16 protein-coding genes are annotated in these 18,209 nt (G+C 53.4%); 6 read left to right on the top strand and 10 right to left on the bottom strand.

All coding sequences use genetic code 11. The features are described 5' to 3' along the window. Nucleotides 1–70: 70 nt before the first annotated feature. Nucleotides 71–505, bottom strand: a complete 435-nt coding sequence (locus NST43_RS11680) for a CBS domain-containing protein (protein WP_339224573.1) — start codon at nucleotides 503–505, stop codon at nucleotides 71–73. A 64-nt stretch (nucleotides 506–569) separates the two neighbouring features. Further along, complete coding sequence (locus NST43_RS11675) at nucleotides 570–1,751, bottom strand: amidohydrolase (RefSeq protein WP_339224572.1); 1,182 nt, start codon at nucleotides 1,749–1,751, stop codon at nucleotides 570–572. 240 nt (nucleotides 1,752–1,991) lie between these two features. Here NST43_RS11675 and NST43_RS11670 point away from each other — a divergent pair, with 240 nt between their 5' ends. Then, nucleotides 1,992–2,339, top strand: coding sequence for a YugN family protein (locus NST43_RS11670; protein WP_209985406.1), 348 nt, complete (start codon nucleotides 1,992–1,994; stop codon nucleotides 2,337–2,339). Beyond that, a complete protein-coding gene (ftsW, locus tag NST43_RS11665; protein WP_339224570.1) occupies nucleotides 2,336–3,604 on the top strand; it encodes a putative lipid II flippase FtsW in 1,269 nt (422 codons plus the stop codon). The genes NST43_RS11670 and ftsW overlap by 4 nt, the downstream gene beginning before the upstream one ends. 92 nt (nucleotides 3,605–3,696) lie before the next feature. On the opposite strand, the gene NST43_RS11660 is transcribed toward ftsW, so the two are convergent. Continuing rightward, a complete protein-coding gene (locus NST43_RS11660; protein WP_036695005.1) occupies nucleotides 3,697–4,062 on the bottom strand; it encodes an Asp23/Gls24 family envelope stress response protein in 366 nt (121 codons plus the stop codon). Nucleotides 4,063–4,216: 154 nt separating this feature from the next. On the opposite strand from NST43_RS11660, the gene cax reads away from it, so the two are divergent. After that, complete coding sequence (cax, locus tag NST43_RS11655) at nucleotides 4,217–5,287, top strand: calcium/proton exchanger (protein ID WP_209985400.1); 1,071 nt, start codon at nucleotides 4,217–4,219, stop codon at nucleotides 5,285–5,287. A 147-nt stretch (nucleotides 5,288–5,434) separates the two neighbouring features. Here the strand turns inward: cax and NST43_RS11650 are convergent, their stop codons facing one another. From NST43_RS11650 to NST43_RS11630, 5 genes are all read right to left on the bottom strand, one after another. Beyond that, on the bottom strand, nucleotides 5,435–5,737 hold the full coding sequence (locus NST43_RS11650; RefSeq protein ID WP_036695007.1) for a YlaN family protein: 303 nt from the start codon (nucleotides 5,735–5,737) through the stop codon (nucleotides 5,435–5,437). Between the two features lie 181 nt (nucleotides 5,738–5,918). Continuing rightward, on the bottom strand, nucleotides 5,919–6,161 hold the full coding sequence (locus NST43_RS11645) for an HPr family phosphocarrier protein (protein ID WP_036695008.1): 243 nt from the start codon (nucleotides 6,159–6,161) through the stop codon (nucleotides 5,919–5,921). A gap of 139 nt (nucleotides 6,162–6,300) precedes the next feature. Further along, complete coding sequence (locus tag NST43_RS11640) at nucleotides 6,301–7,416, bottom strand: aminopeptidase (RefSeq protein ID WP_209985397.1); 1,116 nt, start codon at nucleotides 7,414–7,416, stop codon at nucleotides 6,301–6,303. A 97-nt stretch (nucleotides 7,417–7,513) separates the two neighbouring features. After that, a complete protein-coding gene (locus NST43_RS11635) occupies nucleotides 7,514–8,380 on the bottom strand; it encodes a hypothetical protein (protein WP_339224566.1) in 867 nt (288 codons plus the stop codon). A 132-nt stretch (nucleotides 8,381–8,512) separates the two neighbouring features. Then, complete coding sequence (locus NST43_RS11630; RefSeq protein ID WP_339224564.1) at nucleotides 8,513–10,519, bottom strand: sensor domain-containing diguanylate cyclase; 2,007 nt, start codon at nucleotides 10,517–10,519, stop codon at nucleotides 8,513–8,515. 474 nt (nucleotides 10,520–10,993) lie between these two features. Here NST43_RS11630 and rpsD point away from each other — a divergent pair, with 474 nt between their 5' ends. Both rpsD and NST43_RS11620 read left to right on the top strand, forming a co-directional pair. Next, nucleotides 10,994–11,593 carry a 30S ribosomal protein S4 gene (gene rpsD, locus NST43_RS11625; RefSeq protein ID WP_209985390.1) on the top strand — a complete coding sequence of 200 codons (600 nt, stop codon included), beginning with the start codon at nucleotides 10,994–10,996 and terminating at the stop codon, nucleotides 11,591–11,593. A gap of 225 nt (nucleotides 11,594–11,818) precedes the next feature. Beyond that, nucleotides 11,819–14,842 (top strand): transglycosylase domain-containing protein, encoded by a 3,024-nt coding sequence (locus NST43_RS11620; RefSeq protein WP_339224562.1) that lies wholly within the window; start codon nucleotides 11,819–11,821, stop codon nucleotides 14,840–14,842. A gap of 92 nt (nucleotides 14,843–14,934) precedes the next feature. Here NST43_RS11620 and acsA read toward each other — a convergent pair whose 3' ends face one another. Continuing rightward, nucleotides 14,935–16,659 (bottom strand): acetate--CoA ligase, encoded by a 1,725-nt coding sequence (gene acsA, locus NST43_RS11615; protein WP_339224561.1) that lies wholly within the window; start codon nucleotides 16,657–16,659, stop codon nucleotides 14,935–14,937. Between the two features lie 159 nt (nucleotides 16,660–16,818). Here acsA and NST43_RS11610 point away from each other — a divergent pair, with 159 nt between their 5' ends. After that, entirely contained in the window at nucleotides 16,819–17,451 is a 633-nt protein-coding gene (locus NST43_RS11610) for a GNAT family N-acetyltransferase (protein WP_339224559.1), read from the top strand. 21 nt (nucleotides 17,452–17,472) lie between these two features. On the opposite strand, the gene NST43_RS11605 is transcribed toward NST43_RS11610, so the two are convergent. Then, nucleotides 17,473–18,168 carry a 5'-methylthioadenosine/adenosylhomocysteine nucleosidase gene (locus NST43_RS11605; protein WP_339224556.1) on the bottom strand — a complete coding sequence of 232 codons (696 nt, stop codon included), beginning with the start codon at nucleotides 18,166–18,168 and terminating at the stop codon, nucleotides 17,473–17,475. Nucleotides 18,169–18,209 lie beyond the last annotated feature (41 nt).

Below are 18,209 nucleotides of genomic sequence, written 5' to 3'. Positions count from 1 at the left end.
ATTTCCCTCCTTGTGTGTGAAACGAAAAAGCCCACCTCCGCCTAACGGATATGAGCCATTCGTCATTCTATTAATGCAGCTGCTGCCGCTGTGAGATTTCGTGGAGCGCCTCCGCAGCCTCATCTGCGAACATTCGCTTTGCTGCCAAATCGCCTAACGAGACTACTCCGATCAGCTTCTTACCCTGCGTCACGGGAAGGCGCCGGATCTGTGTAGAAGCCATCAGCTCTGCTGCTTCCTCCACGGAGGCGGACTCCTGAACGGAGACGACCTCCCGGCTCATGACTGTCTCCACGGCTGTGGATCCGGGATGCTTGGCCGCATACCCCCGGATGACCAGATCGCGGTCCGTAATCACACCAATTAGCGTTGCCCCGTCAGCCGAATCTACCACAGGAATGAAGCCTGTCCCGCTATCTCTCATAGCGACGGCAACCTCATAGATATTGTCCAGCAGAGTAACCGACACCGGATGCGCGGTCATCACTTCTTTGACTGTCTTCAAGAATGAACCCTCCTGTCCACGTTACCATGGCATTTGAGAGTAGTTTTTCCTGGAGCGGTAACATTTATACGGATAATGAGTCATTCAGACAGGAGTCGGCCATACCGACCAGCAGCTTCACGCCATAGAGCATGGCATCCTCATCGAAATCAAATTTGCTGTGATGATGCGGATAGACGGCATCCTTGGCCGCATTGCCCGCGCCCACGAAGATGAAGCAGCCAGGAATCTCCTGAACATAATAAGAGAAGTCCTCCGCCGGCATAATTTTCTCCATCAGCATCACATGGGCATCAGTACCCAGCGCTTCAGGGGCCACACGGGCGAAGCGTTCATATTCAGCAATGTCATTCACCAGCGGCGGATACCCCATCAGATAATCCACCTTCGCCTCTGTACCATAGGCTGCGGCCACGGAGGCCGCCATCTCTTCGATTCTGCGGCGGATCAGATGCCGCGTCTCTTCATCGAATGCCCGCACCGTTCCCGTAATCCGGCAGCGCTCGGCAATGATATTCTGGGCAGAACCGCCTTGAATTGTTCCCACGCTGACCACAGCAGGACGCAGCGGATCAACATTGCGGCTGACAATCGTCTGCAGTCCAGTGACCAGTGCAGCACCGGCCACAATGCTGTCTGCTGTGCGGTGGGGCATGCCGCCGTGTCCGCCACGGCCGATCAGATCAATGAAGAACTCATCGGCGGAAGCCATTAGCGGCCCCGGCGCACTGCCTACCGTCCCGAGCGGGAACGGCGTCCACAGATGCAATCCGTAGACGGCGTCTGCACCCGCAAGCACGCCTTCCGCAATCATGCCCACTGCACCGCCGGGACAGACCTCTTCCGCCGGCTGGAACAGAAAGCGGATCTCCCCCTTTAGATCTTCCCGGCGGGAGCTGTAATACGCTGCCGCAGCCAGCAGCATGGCTGTATGCCCGTCATGACCACAGGCATGCATCACCCCGGGCTGCTGTGAAGCATATTCCCGGCCGCTCTCCTCCGTAATATTCAGCGCATCCATATCTGCACGCAGGACTACCGTTCTTCCAGTCTCCCGGCCTTTAAGTATACCTGTCAGTCCATAGCCCGCTGCGCTCGACTTGATCTCAATCCCCAGCTCAGTGAGCCTTGCCCTAACATAGGCAGAGGTCTCCTTCTCCTGATAGGACAGCTCCGGATGACGGTGCAGATGGCGGCGCCATTTGACCATTTCCGGGAGCAGCTCCTCGACTTCTAACCTCTCCATTATTCTCCATTCCCTTCTCAGGCAGCATCCTGCGGATAAGCCTGCGGAGCGAGCGCTTCACCTCTGCTCACTCCGCAGCCTGCCAACTTTCTTTTATTGTAGCAGAAACGCAAAAAAGTAGGTATTAATCAGCCCGTTCTACCTTGCACAACCCCGGGAAACAGACTATCATGAGGAAGAACAATAGCAAATTTTAATTACAAATGAATCATTATACTTCATTAAGGGGAGTTGTGCGCTATGATATTTGAGAACACTGGCCTCGAAGGATTGAAGAGCGACCTTCTTTATCTCGACGAGAGTGCAACCAAGGCAGGATTCATCAGATGGCAATGGGAATACTACCGCGCGACTTATGACTGCAAGATAGAAGACCACAAGGATGGCGGCGAATACTTCCTGCGCATTAATACCCGTGCTGTGGAAGGGAAGCTGGAGAAGTCAGATGCGGTGCTGGCGATTGAAGCCGTCTATCTGGGCAAAACAACGTTTCCCCATGGACTGGAATATGAATCTCCAGTGCCTCAGCCGGTGCTAGATACCGCCCGGAAGCATATTGATGAATTGAAAGCGCTGCTGGGAGCTTGAGTACCGCGAAGGGAAAAACGGCCGCCAAAGCCCGCCCGCCCAAAAGAGGAACGCCCGATTTCCAGTTACTTATTCTCACCCTGCTGTTCGTGGGCTTCGGCCTGCTTATGGTGTTCAGCTCCAGCTCCAGCTTAACCCTTGCCAGCGAGAAATACAGCAATAATGCCTTTTTCTTCGTAAAAAAACAACTGATCTGGGCTGTGCTGGGCAGCTTCATCATGTTCGTGGTAATGAATATCCACTACAGCAAATTCAAGAAATGGTATGCCCCGATCTTCGTGATTACACTCATCCTGCTGCTGTTCGTAGCAACCACCGAGGGGATTAACGGCGCCAAGAGCTGGATGAGCATCGGAACCCTTGGGATTCAGCCTACCGAGCTGGCCAAGCTCTCCATCATCCTGTATCTGGCTGCCCTGATCACCAAAAAAGGCGAGCGCCTGCGCGATTTGCGGACAGGGTATATCCCGGTCATGATTATCGTCGGCATCGTAGCCGGACTGATTATGCTCCAGCCGGACTTCGGCTCCTGTATGATTCTTGTCGCAACCAGCGGACTGATCATCTATGCCGGCGGCGCCAGTATGAAACACATTATGGGCTCGATTGGCCTACTGATTCTGGGCGTGGCTCTCGTCTGGGGAGCCAAGACCGCCATTGACTCCCTGTCGCCGCACACCGAGAAGGCTGAGATTAGGCAGGATTACCGTCAGGGCCGTATTGAAGCCTTCCTTGATCCGGAGAAAGATGCCTCGGGCAACGGCTATCATATCATGCAATCCCTGATCGCCATTGGCGAAGGAGGCACACAAGGCTCCGGGTTCGGCCAGAGCATCCAGAAGCTGCATTATCTGCCTTATCCGTATACCGACTTTATCTTCTCCGTAATCGGCGAGGAGCTGGGTTTTGTGGGGACCGCCCTGTTTCTCCTGCTCTATCTCTATTTTATCTGGAGAGGCATTCTGATTTCACTGCGGTGTACCGATCCCTTCGGCACCCTGGTCGGTATCGGAATCATGGGGCTCATCGCCATTCAGGCCTTCATCAACATCGGCGGTGTCACTAATACGATCCCGATGACCGGGGTCACCTTGCCCTTCATCAGCTACGGCGGCTCCTCCCTGCTCGTCACCATGCTCTGCATGGGGATCATGCTCAGCATCTCACGGGAGACCAATCGTCCTGCCAAGGAAGAAGTCGTGAAGTCTGTGACTACAGTCAGACAGGTGCGCAACAACAGAAGTGTCGGCACCCGTGCACGCTAAGAGGCTACATACAGTCGAGGGTCGAGATAATTTAAAGGCAGTCCGGAAGATATCCGGACTGCCTTTTGCATGGATGCCTAATATAATTGTGCTTAAGAAATCTCGTCGTTCTTGAAGGCTACGCCTTCGACCTTAACGTTAACCTCTACGATGTGAAGCCCGGTCATACTCTCCACAGCCTCGCGGACATTCTGCTGAAGCATGCGGCACACTTCATGAATCGGCGTTTCGTACAGTACGATGATGCGCAGATCTACTGCAGCTTCCAATTGGCCAACTTCGACAGTTACTCCCTTTTGCACGTTCTTGCCGCTCAGGCGCTTCGCCCAGCCCTCTGACAAACCGCCCGACATGGCTGCAATTCCGGGAGTCTCAAGCGCAGCCAGGCCGGCAATTTTTGAGACAACGTCATTCGATATCCGTATATTTCCCAATTCAAGTTGAAGCTGTTCTGCCATGCCATATCCCCCCTACTCTCATTATCAATTATTGTAATTCCAAAGCGGGCTAAAAAGCAAATCACTTTCTCGCACCCCCGTTTACAGTCAGGAACAATTTGGGTATATTGATTATGAAATCAACCTACATATAGAGACTGGAGAGTGCTTACCCTTGAAAAAATGGATCTCACCGGCGCTGCTGGTCATCAGCTTCATCCTTAGCGCCATAGGGCATTATGCGAATTGGGATCATACCCTTCAGTTCGTATTGTCCGCCGTTTCAGTCATCTTCGTGGCCGGTTTCCTCGGCCGGGCAACAGAGAGCGTAGCCCACTATGCCGGACAGCGGCTTGGCGGGTTCCTTAACGCTACCTTCGGCAATGCAGCCGAGCTGATCATCGCCTTCTTCCTGGTCAAGGAAGGACTGTTTGACATGGTTAAAGCGAGTCTGACCGGCTCCATCATCGGCAACCTGCTGCTCGTCCTCGGACTGAGTATTTTTGCCGGGGGCATGAAGTTCAAGGTTCAGAACTTCAATGTCACCCTCGCCGGTCTGAACGGCTCGCTGATGATTGTTGCGGTCATCGCCTTGTTCGTCCCGGCTATGTTCTTCAACACCCACTCCATCACGGAGAAAGACACCGATGTCCTAAGCCTGGTCGTCGCCGGCCTGCTGATTGCCGCCTACCTCGCCTGGCTGGTCTTCTCCATGATTACACACAAGAAATACCTGGCGGATGTTACAGACGACACTGCGGAAGAGCTGCCGAATGAGCATGCTCCCGTCTGGTCCCGGAACCGTTCGATCCTCTATCTGGTCCTTGCCACAGTGATGGTCGCCTTCGTCAGTGAATGGCTGGTCGGGACGCTGGAGACTCTCACCGAACGCTTCGGCTTCAGCGAGCTGTTCGTCGGCGCATTCCTCGTAGCGATTATCGGTAACGCCGCGGAACACAGCGCCGCCATTATGCTCGCCATGAAGAACAAGATCGGAGCCGCCGTGGAGATCGCCGTAGGAAGCAGTCTGCAGATTGCCCTATTCGTGGCTCCGGTGCTGATCTTCGCCAGTTACTTCATGGGCAACACCATGTCGATTGTCTTCACCACAATTGAGATCGTAGCGATTGCCGTATCGGTGTTCATCGCCAAATCGATTATCCAGGATGGTTCTACCAACTGGTACGAAGGCCTCCTGCTGCTGGCGGTCTACTTGATTCTCGGTGTATCGTTTTATCTGGTCTGAGGCCCTTCTGAGGCCCTATAGCTCCATTTAAAAAAACGCACATGATCGACCCCCGGGTCTTTCGTGTGCGTTTTGTTGAAAATATAAGAATTAACGGTACCGTCCTTTACAAGGACGGCAATGCCGTTTCCACTTGATGACCGGGACTTACATCTCCCGCTCCTCAGCCTTCTTGTTCAGTGCCTCGTACAATACAGCTAAATTACGTTCCAGCTTGCTCAGCACCTGCTTGCCGGTAAGCTCCGGCACCAGCCCTGCTCTGACCGCAAAATCGACCTCTCTGGAGAAGCCGTACATCTGGGTATCCAGCACTTCCTCATAGAGAGGGCAGTAACGGGTTGCCAAATTCTCCATCTGTACTTCAATGAGCTTCTGAATTTTATCGGCATCTTCTTGAAGAAGATTGATTGCTTTGATATTGAGCTGTTCCTGCAAATCCGATGAAGTCATGCATTTTCCCCCCCATGTCCAAAAGTTACAGCTGCTAATGCTTATTATTCTTAATATTAGTCGAAATTAGGACCTAATACAAGATTTCAGTTTGGGTTATTGCCGAAGTTCCTGCAAAATCACCTGGTTCCATAGCAAAGACGCCCAGCCGCAAGGCCGGACGTCTGAGGAAAATCTTGAATTACTCTGCTACTACTGTGAAATTCAAATTGTGTTTGGCGAAAACTTCGCTCATGGCTTTCTTGGCTTCCTCGGCATCTGTGCCATGTACATGCAGCTCGTAGCTTTGGCTGGATACCAGGGTAGTGAACAAGCCCAGGATGCTCTTAACATCAATGTACTTGTTGTCCGCTTGAAGAACGATAGATGAATTAAATTGGCTTGCTGTCTGTGCAATATCCACGATTGCCGCATTGTTGGACATAGGAATCCCTCCGCAACTTGATTATAAACTAATGTTCACTTGTTACCCATTCCATGATACATTGAATCCGCTTACTCACGCAAGGTGTTTCTTGGAAACAAGCCTTTGTGTGTTTTGAAATCACCGCTTTGATACCATTTTATTTCAAGTTCTCCGGATTCAGACCTTCCAGCTCCGGCACCACAAAAATTCCATCCTTGCGGATCAGCACATCGTCGAAGTAAATTTCGCCGCCGCCGTAATCGGGACGCTGAATGAGAACGAGGTCCCAGTGAATAGACGAACGGTTGCCGTTGTCCGTTACATCATAAGCCTGGCCGGGTGTGAAGTGCAGACTGCCGGCAATTTTCTCATCGAACAGAATATCCTTCATTGGATGCAGAATGTACGGATTGAAGCCGATGGCGAACTCGCCGATATGGCGTGCGCCGTCGTCGGAATCCAGAATTTCATTCAGCCGCGCGGTATCATTGCTGGAAGCCTCTACGATCCGGCCGTTCTCGAACGTGAACTTCACATTCTCGAAGGTTACCCCGTTATAGATCGATGCGGCATTATAACTGATCGTTCCATTCACGGAATCGCGGACAGGCGCGCTGTACACTTCTCCGTCCGGAATATTTTTCTGGCCGGAGCATTTCTCCGCTCCGATTCCCTTGATAGAGAACGTAAGGTCTGTTCCGGGACCTGCGATACGCACCTTGTCGGTTCTGCGCATAAGCTCAGCCAGCGAATCCTGGGCCTTGTCCATTTTGGCATAATCCAAATTGCAGACTTCAAAGTAAAAGTCCTCGAAAGCCTCAGTGCTCGTGTTGGCAAGCTGGGCCATACTGGCGTTAGGATAGCGCAGCACCACCCATTTGGTGTGCTTAACGCGCTGTTCGCTATGTACCGGGTGGGAATACAGGGAGTTGTAGAGCTTCATGTTCTCTTCCGGCACATCGGACAAATCATTTACATTCTCACCGGCACGGATGCCGATATAGCAGTCCATCTGTTTCATCCGGTTCAAATCGATCTCCGCCCAGGTCTTAATTCCTTCAGGTGTTGCATATTTGAGCATACTGCGCAGAACGGTGCGGTCGGTCAGCTGCACAAATGCACGGCCTCCGGCCTTCCCTACTTCCTCCACAACGGCTTTGATCAAATCTCGTTCACTGCCGATCATTTCGACGAGCACGTTCTCGCCGGGCTGTACGTTTACGGAGTAACCTACAAGGTTCGCCGCAAGCTTTTGAATCCGTGGATCATTCATTGGTCTCTCTCTTCCTTCCTCTTGCTGAAAATAAACATACCGTTATATTGTAGCACGCCTGTCATAGAGCGCAAGCCATGTGCGGGAAGGGAAGGACTCACTTATAACCGTAAAAATCCACCTGTGTAATATAGGCTTCTTCCGTAGTCGTTCCGGCCTTGCCGGGATAAGTTAGGGTGCGGTTCCGGGTCAGCCGGGTAGGCAGATTCCGCTTCGGGTCCACCTTAAGATAATACACCGTGCGGATATCCGCCTGGTTCAGCCTCTGCTGCAGCTCCGCCTGCTTCTGTTCCCACAGTGCACTCTTTGCCTCAAGTGCCTTAGCGTGAGTGTCAGCAGCCGCAGCGCCTCTTCGTGCAGCCGGCTTGATCACCAGCATCTTCTGTTCCAGCTCTGCCGAGAGCTGTTTGCGCGCCTCCTGTGCCGTTAATTCAATCCGCAGGACCCGGGTTCCTCTGGCGCTGCCTGCTTCCTCCGTCACCTTCTTGTCCAGCTTCTCCAGTTCTTCCAGCTGACGCAGCGGGTTCAACGCCTCCAGCGGATTGCTGCCATCCAAGGCCGGAGAGGCCTGCTTCATCGTCCATTTCCCGTCCTCCTTCACCATCCGGGTATAATAGACGGGCGCATCTCCCGAGCTTTGCTTCAGAGGATGCGGACCCGATTCCGCCGCAGAAGCGGGATGCCCCCCGTCCGGCAGGAGCGAATACAGGCTAATCTGGTTATGATCCGCGACCTTCCCTCCATAGTAGAGCGAGGACTCTGGGACCGTCTTCCCGTCGATCAGCAGAGCAGCCGCCCCTTCAAAGGACACCCCGTCACTGCCATCCATCCCCGCCATAACCAGATTCAAGTCCTCCGCAGCCGGTTTGTCCTTCATCATCACGCACCCGCTGAACGGAAGGCTGCCGAGCATCAGCAGTACAAGGATTCCCGTGCGGGCGCACAGCAATTTCATCATGGCCATCAAGCCCTTTCCGCAAAAACTAGGGTGTACCTGCATTCTACCTAGGTTCTCCCTGAATGCAGGGCTTATACGCCGGGACAAGCGGAAACGACTTGCGGCCTTATTATTTGCACAAAAAAGAATCCTTAAGACCTAGGCCCAAGGATTCTTCGAATTGTTCTCTACGGTTTTGTTATCGATTACTACCTGGTTGCGCCCGTTGTTCTTGGCTTCGTAGAGCGCCATGTCCGCCCGGTAAAAGAGAGACTCAACGCTGACCCGGTCATCGGTCCAGCTCCACTCGGCGATCCCGCAGGAGACGGTCACTCGCGGCTCCGTCTCTCCCATCACACGCTTGCGGATACGCTCCCCTACAAATTTGGCCTGCTGCACTCCAAGCTGCGGCAGATAGACCGCAAGCTCTTCCCCGCCCCATCTGGCGGCGACATCTCCCTGACGGATCGAGGTCTTCACGATGTCGCTGACCTGCTTCAGGATTTTGTCCCCCTTCTGATGTCCATAGGTGTCGTTCACCATCTTGAACTGGTCAATGTCCACCACAATCAGGGTTCCGCAAAAATCACTGGACTGCCGCTGCTTAATCTCTTCATCCAGATAGTGGCGGGCGAAGAGACCGGTCAGCGTATCACGGTTCGCCAGGCGGCGCACCTCGGCATGCAGTCTCGCATTTCCGACAGCCAGCCCGATATGACCAGCCATCGCCTGCAGCAGCCTGTAGCTGTCATAAGAGAAGAAGTGGGCCTGCTTATGCGCCAGCATAATGGCCCCCCGCACCTCCCCGCCCACATTAAGCGGAGTAGCGATCAGCGACTGTGAGCCGGTAGCATCCATCAACGCTGAAGTCTGCCCCGCAGCATACTTGTAATCGGAGAGCAGAAGCGGCTCTCCGGTAACATAGACCTGACTGCCGAGTCCATGACCGGACTCCACCATTTCACCCAGCAGCGGCAGATGGTTGCAGGCTATAACCTCAAGGCCGCCGCGTTCTTCATTCTTATGGAGGATACAGCAATAATCCGCCTCGAACATGGCCAGCAGCTCTTCAAAGGCAAACTGAAAAATATCACCAAGCCTAAGGCTCTGATTCAGCCGCTGGGTAAGTTCATTGCTCATCCGCAGCTCCCTGATCAGCTGGTTGGAGCGTTCATACAGCTTCGCGTTCTCAAAGGCCGTACCGGCGGTATCCGCGACCATTGTCAGGAAGCTGAGATCCAGCTCATGGAAGGAGGCCTTGTCCATTATCATATGAAACACACCGTATACCCCCTGCTTGCCGCCGAGCGGAAGCCCTACCTCTATGATCCCATTCTCTTCACGCCCGGTATGAAGCATAACCCGCCCATCCTTGAAGGCCCGGGCACAGACATCATTGCTCGCCCATTTCAGCGGAAGCGGCTTGACCTGAGGATGCGTGCTGCGGTGATCCTGGGACATGAAGAGATCAAGGCGCGCCCCGGGGTACATCGCCGCGATACTGTCAATAACCTCAGTCAGCACGGCATCTACATCGATGTTGTCATGCATGCGCTGAACAATCTGAAAAAGCAGCGAACGGCGGCTGCCCTCACGCTCGGTATGCAGATGAATACCCGCAAGATCCGAGACAAACACATGTTCAAACCGGTGATAAAAACAGGTCTGGAAATGCATCGACATCGCTTCGGCCGTATGCCTTCCGCCCATTTCGTACTGATCCGCCGGCATCCTGCAGCCAAGCACAGCAAATATCTCCCGGTGCCCGCGCGTAAATACCGGCAAAGCCAGCAGTGTATAGGCTTGTCCTTCCTCCAGAACCTCGGCGGCATGTATGCCACCTGTCTGCAGGCAGATTCCCGCCGCTTCTGCCCACTCTGCTCTCCAGCGCCCCTGCCGGAATTCAGAGCCAGGCTCAATCCAATCACCTTCATAATTCAGTACACACCAGTTCCAGGTCTTCGCGAAGGAGGGGACTCCCTGTCCCAGCCATTCCCTGAAGCTCTCGGCAATTAAGCTGGCGGCGTAGGGGAAATCGTGAGATACGATATCCGTCTCCCTCAGCCAGGCGGCGGGATCTTCATGTTCTCCGCCTGATTGCCTCTTGTCCTGTAACAGCATACGGCTGTCCCGATCCTTATGGCCGTATGCCCCCTGCTCTGACATAAAGAGGACCTCCTTTGCATCTTCAATCAGGCCAGACCGGAACACGCCCCCTAATTCTATAGTAGAGACATTACCAATCCAGCATAAGTATAGTAAGGATATTTGAAATTACAGTTTTCCGATAACATCCAATTAGTTATATTTTACTCCCTTTCTTTAGGTATTGCATTATATTTTCCGCAAAACCGGGATTTTTTTTAGGACCAAAGAACTAACGACAAAGATAGACAAAAACTCTTTTAAGTTGCGCTTGACTTTGACTGTCATTTTCATATAATATTTATTGATGAACAAGACTGTAACAAGTCTTATTGGGCGTAACGTTGTGTCACCCTCTACGCATTTCGTTACTGTCAGGGCAGCGGCTGAACTTCCCTCGGCAGTGTGGAACCATTTAACGCTTTCACGGATACGAATTGCGGCGCAAATAGGCCCTACACTACATTTTTTTAATTAAAAGGAGTCTACTATAATATGGCACGTTACACCGGACCTAAATTCAAACTCAGCCGCCGTCTGGGCATTTCCCTTAGCGGTACAGGCAAAGACCTGAAACGCCCTTTCCCACCAGGACAGCACGGCGCTAACCAACGCAGAAAAATTAGTAACTACGGCATGCAGCTTATGGAAAAGCAAAAGCTGCGTCACATGTACGGCCTAGGCGAAAAGCAGTTTAAAACTCTTTTCACTAAGGCACAAAAGCTTCAGGGTATTGCGGGCGAAAACTTCATGTTCCTGCTCGAAAGCCGCCTGGACAACCTGGTTTACCGTCTTGGATTCGCTAACTCCCGTGCAGGTTCACGCCAGCTGGTATCCCACGGCCACGTAACCGTTAACGGTAAAAAAGTCGACATCGCTTCTTACCGTGTAAGCATTGGCGACGTTATCGGACTCCGCGAAAGAAGCCGCACTATGACTTCTATCAAAGAAGCTCTCGACAACCGCTCCCACCTTCCAGGCTACCTGGAATATGCTGACGGATCATTCGAAGGTAAATTCCTTCGTTTACCAGAACGTGCCGAGCTGTCCCAGGATATCGATGAGAAGCAAATCGTCGAATTCTACAACCGTTAAGATTCGCTTACAGCGGAATCTGATCAAAGCTCCCGGATTTCTATCCGGGAGCTTTTTTTATGGTAAGATTTTATATGTTTTGGGGCCCCCGCAATGTATCTGAGTCATCATCGAAGCTGAAGTCCCCACTTTGTGGGGTTATTTTATAAATCCTCTCCGGCAGAAGCGCATTCAAAATCGCCAAATTGTGCTATAATAGTTCCGTTAAAAGGAGGATTATCGTCGATGGTTGAGGAGAAGAAAAAGAAGACCGCAAAACAGCGTCCACCGCGCAGATCCTGGCTCCGCAGGTTCGGTTCAGTTGTGAAGTGGATGTTCATACTCGGTATACTCGGCTGCCTGTTTGCCGGCGGCGCCGTAGCAGGCTACGTCACTTCCATAGTGAAGGACGACCCGGTCCGGCCCGAAGAACTAATCCAGCAGCAGGTTGGGCTGAACGCCATTACTGGCTTTGCCTATTTCAGTGACGGACAGCCGATCGGCCAGCTCCGCACGGAAGAAGACCGCAGACTTATTGAATTCAACGATATTCCACAGCTAGTGATTGATGCCGTTCTCGCTATAGAGGACAATAATTTCTACAATCATAAAGGGGTGGATTTCAGTGGCACCCTGCGGGCCGTCAAGCAAAAGGTGCTGAATGAATCCACTCAGACCGGGGGAAGCACTCTTACCCAGCAGCTTGCACGGCGCGTGTTCCTGAACCTGGATCGTACGGAAGACCGTAAGGTGAAGGAAATCCTGCTGTCACTGCGGCTGGAGCGTTTCTTGTCCAAGCAGGAGATATTAACGGCTTATTTAAACAAGGTTCCTTTCGGGAACGGTTCCAACGGCTATAATGTATTCGGCATCAAGGCTGCCGCCAAGGGCATCTTCGGCATTAATGATCTGGAGAAGCTGAACGTGGCCCAAGCGGCATACCTCGCGGGCCTGCCTCAGCTCCCTTCTAAGTACTCCGCGTTCAATGGTGTGGGCGAATTCAACGAGACGGCCTTCGGACGGGCGATGGACCGTCAGCGGCTCGTGCTGCGGCGGATGCTGGAGGAGAACAAGATTACCACCTCCCAGTACGACGAAGCCCTGCTCTTCGACATCAAGGGCTCCCTTGCTCCACATACGAAGAAGGCTTATGCCACCTTCCCTTATCTTATGATGGAGACTGAACGCAAGGCGTCTGAAATCCTGCTCAAGCTGAAGGAAGAGAACGCCGCCAGCAATACTGCCAGCACATCCAATTCTGCTCAGCTTCTGGAGGAAGCCCGCCAGCAGCTAATGACCGGCGGCTACCGGGTGTACACTACCATTGATAAGAAAGTGTACAGTGCCATGCACACCATCTCCGAAGACAGCAGTAACTTCACGAAGGACAGTAAGGCCAGAGGCAAGGAACAGACGGCCGGCATTATGATTAACAATAAGACCGGAGCGATCCTCGGCATGATCGAAGGACGCGACTTCAACATCGAGCAAATGAACTACGCTACCCAAATGATCCGCCAGCCCGGCTCTACCATGAAGCCGATAGCAGCGTACCTGCCTGCACTGGATGCAGGGCTCATTCAGCCTGCCGGCATTCTCGATGATGCGCCGATTGTCATGAAGGACGGGGGCAAGGGCTACCATATTCCGAAGAATGCCAACAACCGCTATCAGGGTCTGGTTACTGCACGTTATGCCCTGAACAAGTCCCTGAACCTGCCCGCCTTGAAGCTCTTCAATGATAAGGTAGGCATCGAGAAGGCCTGGACCTTCTCCAAGAAGCTGGGGATTACCACCATTCAGGATAACGACTACAACGCACAGACCGGGGTTATCGGAGGTCTGCGATACGGGGTGTCGGTGGAGGAACTGACCAATGCCTACTCCTCTATCGGCAACCAGGGTGCCTTCAATGATGCATACATGATCGATAAGATCGTTGACTATCAAGGCAAAATCGTCTATCAGCATAAAGTGAATCCGGAGCAGGTCTTCTCCAAGCAGACCGCTTATCTGATGACGGATATGCTGCGTACCGTAATAACGGACGGAACAGCAACTACAGTGAAGAGGAACTACAAGCATTTCAAGGAAGTGCCGATTGTCGGTAAAACCGGCTCTACCCAGAACTACGGAGATGTCTGGTTCATGGGCTATTCTCCGGATGTCACCCTTGGAATTTGGGTGGGCTACAAAGAGCAGGTCAATACCCTTCAGGGGGATACGCAGAAGCGTCAGGCGCAGACTCTGTGGGCCAAGGTAATGAATACAGTGATTGACAAACGTCCCGAGCTGTTCACCACGAAAGAATTCGCCCAGCCGGAGGGTATCGTCAAGGCGACCGTCTCGGCATACAGCGGCAAGAAGCCTTCCAAGCTGACGGACAGATTCACAACGGATCTGTTCAACGCGAAATTTGTTCCTAAGGAGAGCGACGACGGCATTTCCAATGCCAGATACATCACTTATAACGGGGTGAACTACATCCCTCTGGAAGGAACTCCTGAAGATTTCTTGAAGGAGAAGATCGTAGTCAAGCGCGAGAAGCCGATTCAGGAGCTGGTCAAAGAGCTGCTTGCCGCCTTCCCGGCGATGAAGTCACATGAGTCACTATCGTACTACATGCCGCAGGATGCCAAAACAGACTACCCGTCCGAGGTCGATCCGCGCGTGGATGACGGCAACGGGCCAAGTGCTCCCGGAGAAGTTATAGTCTCCTACAGTACTGGCAAGGCTGTAGTTACCTTCACTCCAAGCGGTTCTCCGGATGTTGTCGGTTACCGCCTCTACCGTTCCCTGAACGGCGGATCTTTCCAGAAGCAGGCCGTCCTCTCTGCTGGAGAGAGCACCGTCTTCAAGCCGGGAACTCCGGCTGGCGCCAACGCTACCTTCTATGTGGCTGCCGTGGACGTAGCCGGACATGAGACTGCTTCCGGCAGTGTGGGTGGCGGAATTAAGCCTACACCGGAGCCTACACCAACTCCGGAACAGACGCCGGAGGCAGAGCCGACACCGGACGCCGGAATCATCCCGGACAGTACGGAAGATCCTGGCATGATCATTATTCAGCCGCCTGCCGTTGATGATTCTACTCCGTCAGGCGGTACCAATGCAGCCGGCGGAAACAGCGGAGGGAATGCTACAGGTAATACCGGTGGGAAGCCCGCAGGCAATGGTAGCAGGAATACCACTGGGAAGCCTTCAGGCAGTACCAGCGGGAATGCCGGTGGTACTACCTCTACTAACGCAGCAGGCAATACAGGACGTTAAGCTCACCAGGCAGACTTCAGTATAAGCTTCAAAAGCCCGTTCCCCGGGATAAGGGGAACGGGCTTTTTTAATGGATTGCACTCCAGATCTGCCTAGTCTTCGATGGTAGACAAATCGCCTGCCGGAAGATGCAGCTCCCAGGCCTTCAGTACACGGCGCATAATTTTGCCGGACCGGGTCTTGGGCAGCTTATCCTTGAACTCGATTTCACGCGGTGCAGCATGGGCAGACAGGCCCGCTTTGACAAATGCCGCGATCTCTTCCTTCAGCTCAGCGGTCGGACTATATCCGTCACGCAGTGAGATGAAGGCCTTGATAATCTCACCACGCATGACATCCGGCTTGCCGATTACCCCAGCCTCCGCGACAGCCGGGTGCTCCACCAGCTTGCTCTCGACCTCGAAGGGTCCAATCCGCTCCCCGGAGGAATTGATTACATCATCAATCCGGCCCTGAAACCAGAAATAGCCGTCTTCATCCATGTACGCCGAATCCCCCGAGATATACCATCCGGGAATTCGGAAGTATTCATCGTATTTAGCCTGGTTATTCCACACCTGGCCCATCATGGACGGCCAGGGGGTGCGGATGGCCAGATTGCCCATGGAATACGGCGGCAGCATGTTGCCGTGGTCATCCAGGATAGCCGCTTCAATCCCCGGCAGCGGCCGGCCCATGGAGCCGGGCTTGATGTCCATTCCCGGGTAGTTGCAGATGAGCTGCGCCCCCGTCTCGGTCATCCACCACGTATCATGAATCCGCTGCTGATAGATTTTGTCGCCCCAGCGTACGACCTCCGGGTTCAGCGGCTCGCCGACAGACAACACATGGCGCAGACTGCTGAGATCGATCCCCTCCAGCGTCTCCTTGCCAGCCCCCATCAGCATCCGGAAAGCCGTAGGCGCACTGTACCATACCGTCACCCCGAAGCGTTCGATCGTCTTATACCAGTCCAGTGGACTGAAGCGGCCTCCCCGGACCACATTGGCTACTCCATTCAGCCAGGGGGCAAAGATCCCATAAGAGGTTCCGGTCACCCAACCCGGATCGGCCGTGCACCAGTACACATCGTCCGGTCGCAGGTCCAGGACTACCTTGCCTGTATAATAGTGCTGGATCATGGCTCTCTGCACATGGTAGATGCCTTTGGGCTTCCCGGTGGAGCCGGAGGTATAATGCATGATCAGACCATCCTCCAGGCTCAGCCATTCCGGTTCCAGCTCAGCGGAGGCTTCAGCCATTTCCGTTTCATAGCTCAGCAGCCCGGAATCCTCAGCAGCAGAGGCTCCGACTACAAAGATGTGGCGCAGTCCTGGGAGCTGCTCCCGCTTCACCCGGTGCAGCAGCTCCGGGGTAGTCACCAGCGCTACCGCTCCGCTATCCTCCAGACGGTCCTTGACCGCCGTCTCCATGAATGCCTCGAACAGCGGACCTGCCACTGCTCCCGTCTTCAGAATGCCAAGCAGGCTGAAATACAGCTCCGGGGTACGCGGCATGAAGATGAACACCCGGTCGCCTTTGCCGATTCCATATTTGCGTAGTACATTACCGAACTTATTCGACCGTTCCCGTAAGTCGGCGAAGGTGTACCGCTCCTCACGCACCGCATCGCTGTAGATCAGCGCCGTAGCAGCCCCTCGCCCCTCCTCGACATGACGGTCTATAGCTTCATGTGCCATATTCACCTTGCCGGTCCCATGCCAGGAGAAGCTGCGCTCGACATCCTCCCACCGGAATTCGTCAACTGCCCGGGAATAGTCCTCCATATTCGAGTGCTGCACCCGGCCCGGCAAAATTTCGCCTTGAACTTGCCCCATTACTCTTGCCTCCCCTACTGGTTTGCTTTAAGCTTTAAGGGTACCCTCTAATTCTCTTAATTTCGTCAACACTCTAAATGTGAATATTCCGTGTCGGAATCAGTATATCACAGGAAGCGGTTACATTCCATATTATAGTGAACCGGAGGGAGCCCAAGAATGGAGCATCATAAAATCCCAGTATCCCATACCATAGAGCATCAAGGCCGGCTTATATCTATCGGTGGCCCCTTATCAGCCGAAACGCTTCAGACCTTAAGCATGCACCGCGATCTGGACGCCTTCCGTAAGCCGCAGGAGCAGCTTGAAGCCTTGATAGAGATATCTGGCTTACCTGAAGGACGCATCCTGGCAGCAGTGGTCTCAGACGTTATCGTGGGCTATGTCACTTTTCATTATCCGGATGAACTGGAGTTATGGTCTCAGGGCGGGATGGAGGATCTGGTTGAGCTGGGAGCTATCGAAGTGGCTGACGAGTATCGCGGGTGCGGCCTTGCGAAGCTGCTGGTTTCAAGCGCTTTTGAAGAGGGACAGCTGGAGAACTGCATCGTATTCACAACCGAATATTATTGGCACTGGGACCTCAAGGGAAGCGGCCTTAGTGTATGGGAGTACCGCCAGATGATGGAGAAGCTGATGAAGACGGTAGATATGGTGTGGTATGCCACCGATGATCCGGAGATCTGCTCGCATCCGGCCAATTGCCTAATGGTCCGCATGGGCCAGGAAGTACCGCTGTCCTCCCGTGAGACCTTCGACCGGGTTCGCTTCAGACAGCGGTTTATGTATTAATTCAGGCGGCCTGCCTGCAGGTTACATAGCCTTAAGCATATGCTCCAGAATGGCATGCGAATGCTGTGAGGCCGTTACGGTGAACTCACTGTAATTCACATGTGCTGAGCCGTCTGCTTTGTCTGACATTGAACGTACGATTACAAAAGGTATCCCGTTCATATGGCAGACTTGGGCGACCGCCGCACCCTCCATCTCTGCACAGGCCCCGTCCAGCTGCTCACGCAGCATAGCTACTGACGCCCTGCTGGCAATGAATTGATCCCCGGACAGCACAATGCCCGTCACAGACTTCTGTCTAAGCTCTTGACAGGCCTCTTCTGCTAGCTTCACCAGCAGCGGATCTGCCTGGAAGGCGGAGATCTCCTGATATGGGATCACCCCTCTGGCATAACCGAGCGCTGTAACATCCATGTCATGCTGAATGCAGGAGGACGAAATAACAATATCCCCGATGTTCAGCTCAGGGTGCAGCGCCCCCGCCACACCAGTGAACAGCACCTTTTCCACTCCGAAGCTGTCCAACAGAATCTGTGTGGTTACTGCGGCATTCACCTTCCCGACCCCAGATTTGCTGACTACAGCTGCCTTCCCGAATACTGTCCCTGCATAAAAGGTAATTCCGGCCTTCACCGTGGTCTGCCGATTCTCCATCTCTTCCAGCAGCAGCTTGATTTCTTCATCCATTGCGCCAATCAGACCCAGCACTCCGCTCATTTCATATCCCCCTTGAACTTTCTGCCCGCAAACATAAAAAG

It is taken from the genome of Paenibacillus sp. FSL H8-0332 (assembly GCF_037963835.1).
Lineage (GTDB): Bacteria > Bacillota > Bacilli > Paenibacillales > Paenibacillaceae > Paenibacillus_AQ > Paenibacillus_AQ rhizoplanae.
Note: the sequence above shows the minus strand (reverse complement) of the source record. Positions and strands in the feature narration are given on the sequence as shown.

Excerpts from the sequence above, each read along its gene's own strand:
- NST43_RS11630 (WP_339224564.1), bottom strand. The coding sequence starts at position 10,519 with ATGTCAGAGCAGGGGGCATACGGCCATAAGGATCGGGACAGCCGTATG.
- NST43_RS11650 (WP_036695007.1), bottom strand. The coding sequence starts at position 5,737 with ATGACTTCATCGGATTTGCAGGAACAGCTCAATATCAAAGCAATCAAT.
- NST43_RS11660 (WP_036695005.1), bottom strand. The coding sequence starts at position 4,062 with ATGGCAGAACAGCTTCAACTTGAATTGGGAAATATACGGATATCGAAT.
- NST43_RS11610 (WP_339224559.1), top strand. The coding sequence starts at position 16,819 with ATGGAGCATCATAAAATCCCAGTATCCCATACCATAGAGCATCAAGGC.
- NST43_RS11635 (WP_339224566.1), bottom strand. The coding sequence starts at position 8,380 with ATGGCCATGATGAAATTGCTGTGCGCCCGCACGGGAATCCTTGTACTG.
- NST43_RS11605 (WP_339224556.1), bottom strand. The coding sequence starts at position 18,168 with ATGAGCGGAGTGCTGGGTCTGATTGGCGCAATGGATGAAGAAATCAAG.
- NST43_RS11640 (WP_209985397.1), bottom strand. The coding sequence starts at position 7,416 with ATGAATGATCCACGGATTCAAAAGCTTGCGGCGAACCTTGTAGGTTAC.
- NST43_RS11670 (WP_209985406.1), top strand. The coding sequence starts at position 1,992 with ATGATATTTGAGAACACTGGCCTCGAAGGATTGAAGAGCGACCTTCTT.
- acsA (WP_339224561.1), bottom strand. The coding sequence starts at position 16,659 with ATGGGGCAAGTTCAAGGCGAAATTTTGCCGGGCCGGGTGCAGCACTCG.
- NST43_RS11675 (WP_339224572.1), bottom strand. The coding sequence starts at position 1,751 with ATGGAGAGGTTAGAAGTCGAGGAGCTGCTCCCGGAAATGGTCAAATGG.
- rpsD (WP_209985390.1), top strand. The coding sequence starts at position 10,994 with ATGGCACGTTACACCGGACCTAAATTCAAACTCAGCCGCCGTCTGGGC.
- NST43_RS11620 (WP_339224562.1), top strand. The coding sequence starts at position 11,819 with ATGGTTGAGGAGAAGAAAAAGAAGACCGCAAAACAGCGTCCACCGCGC.
- NST43_RS11645 (WP_036695008.1), bottom strand. The coding sequence starts at position 6,161 with ATGTCCAACAATGCGGCAATCGTGGATATTGCACAGACAGCAAGCCAA.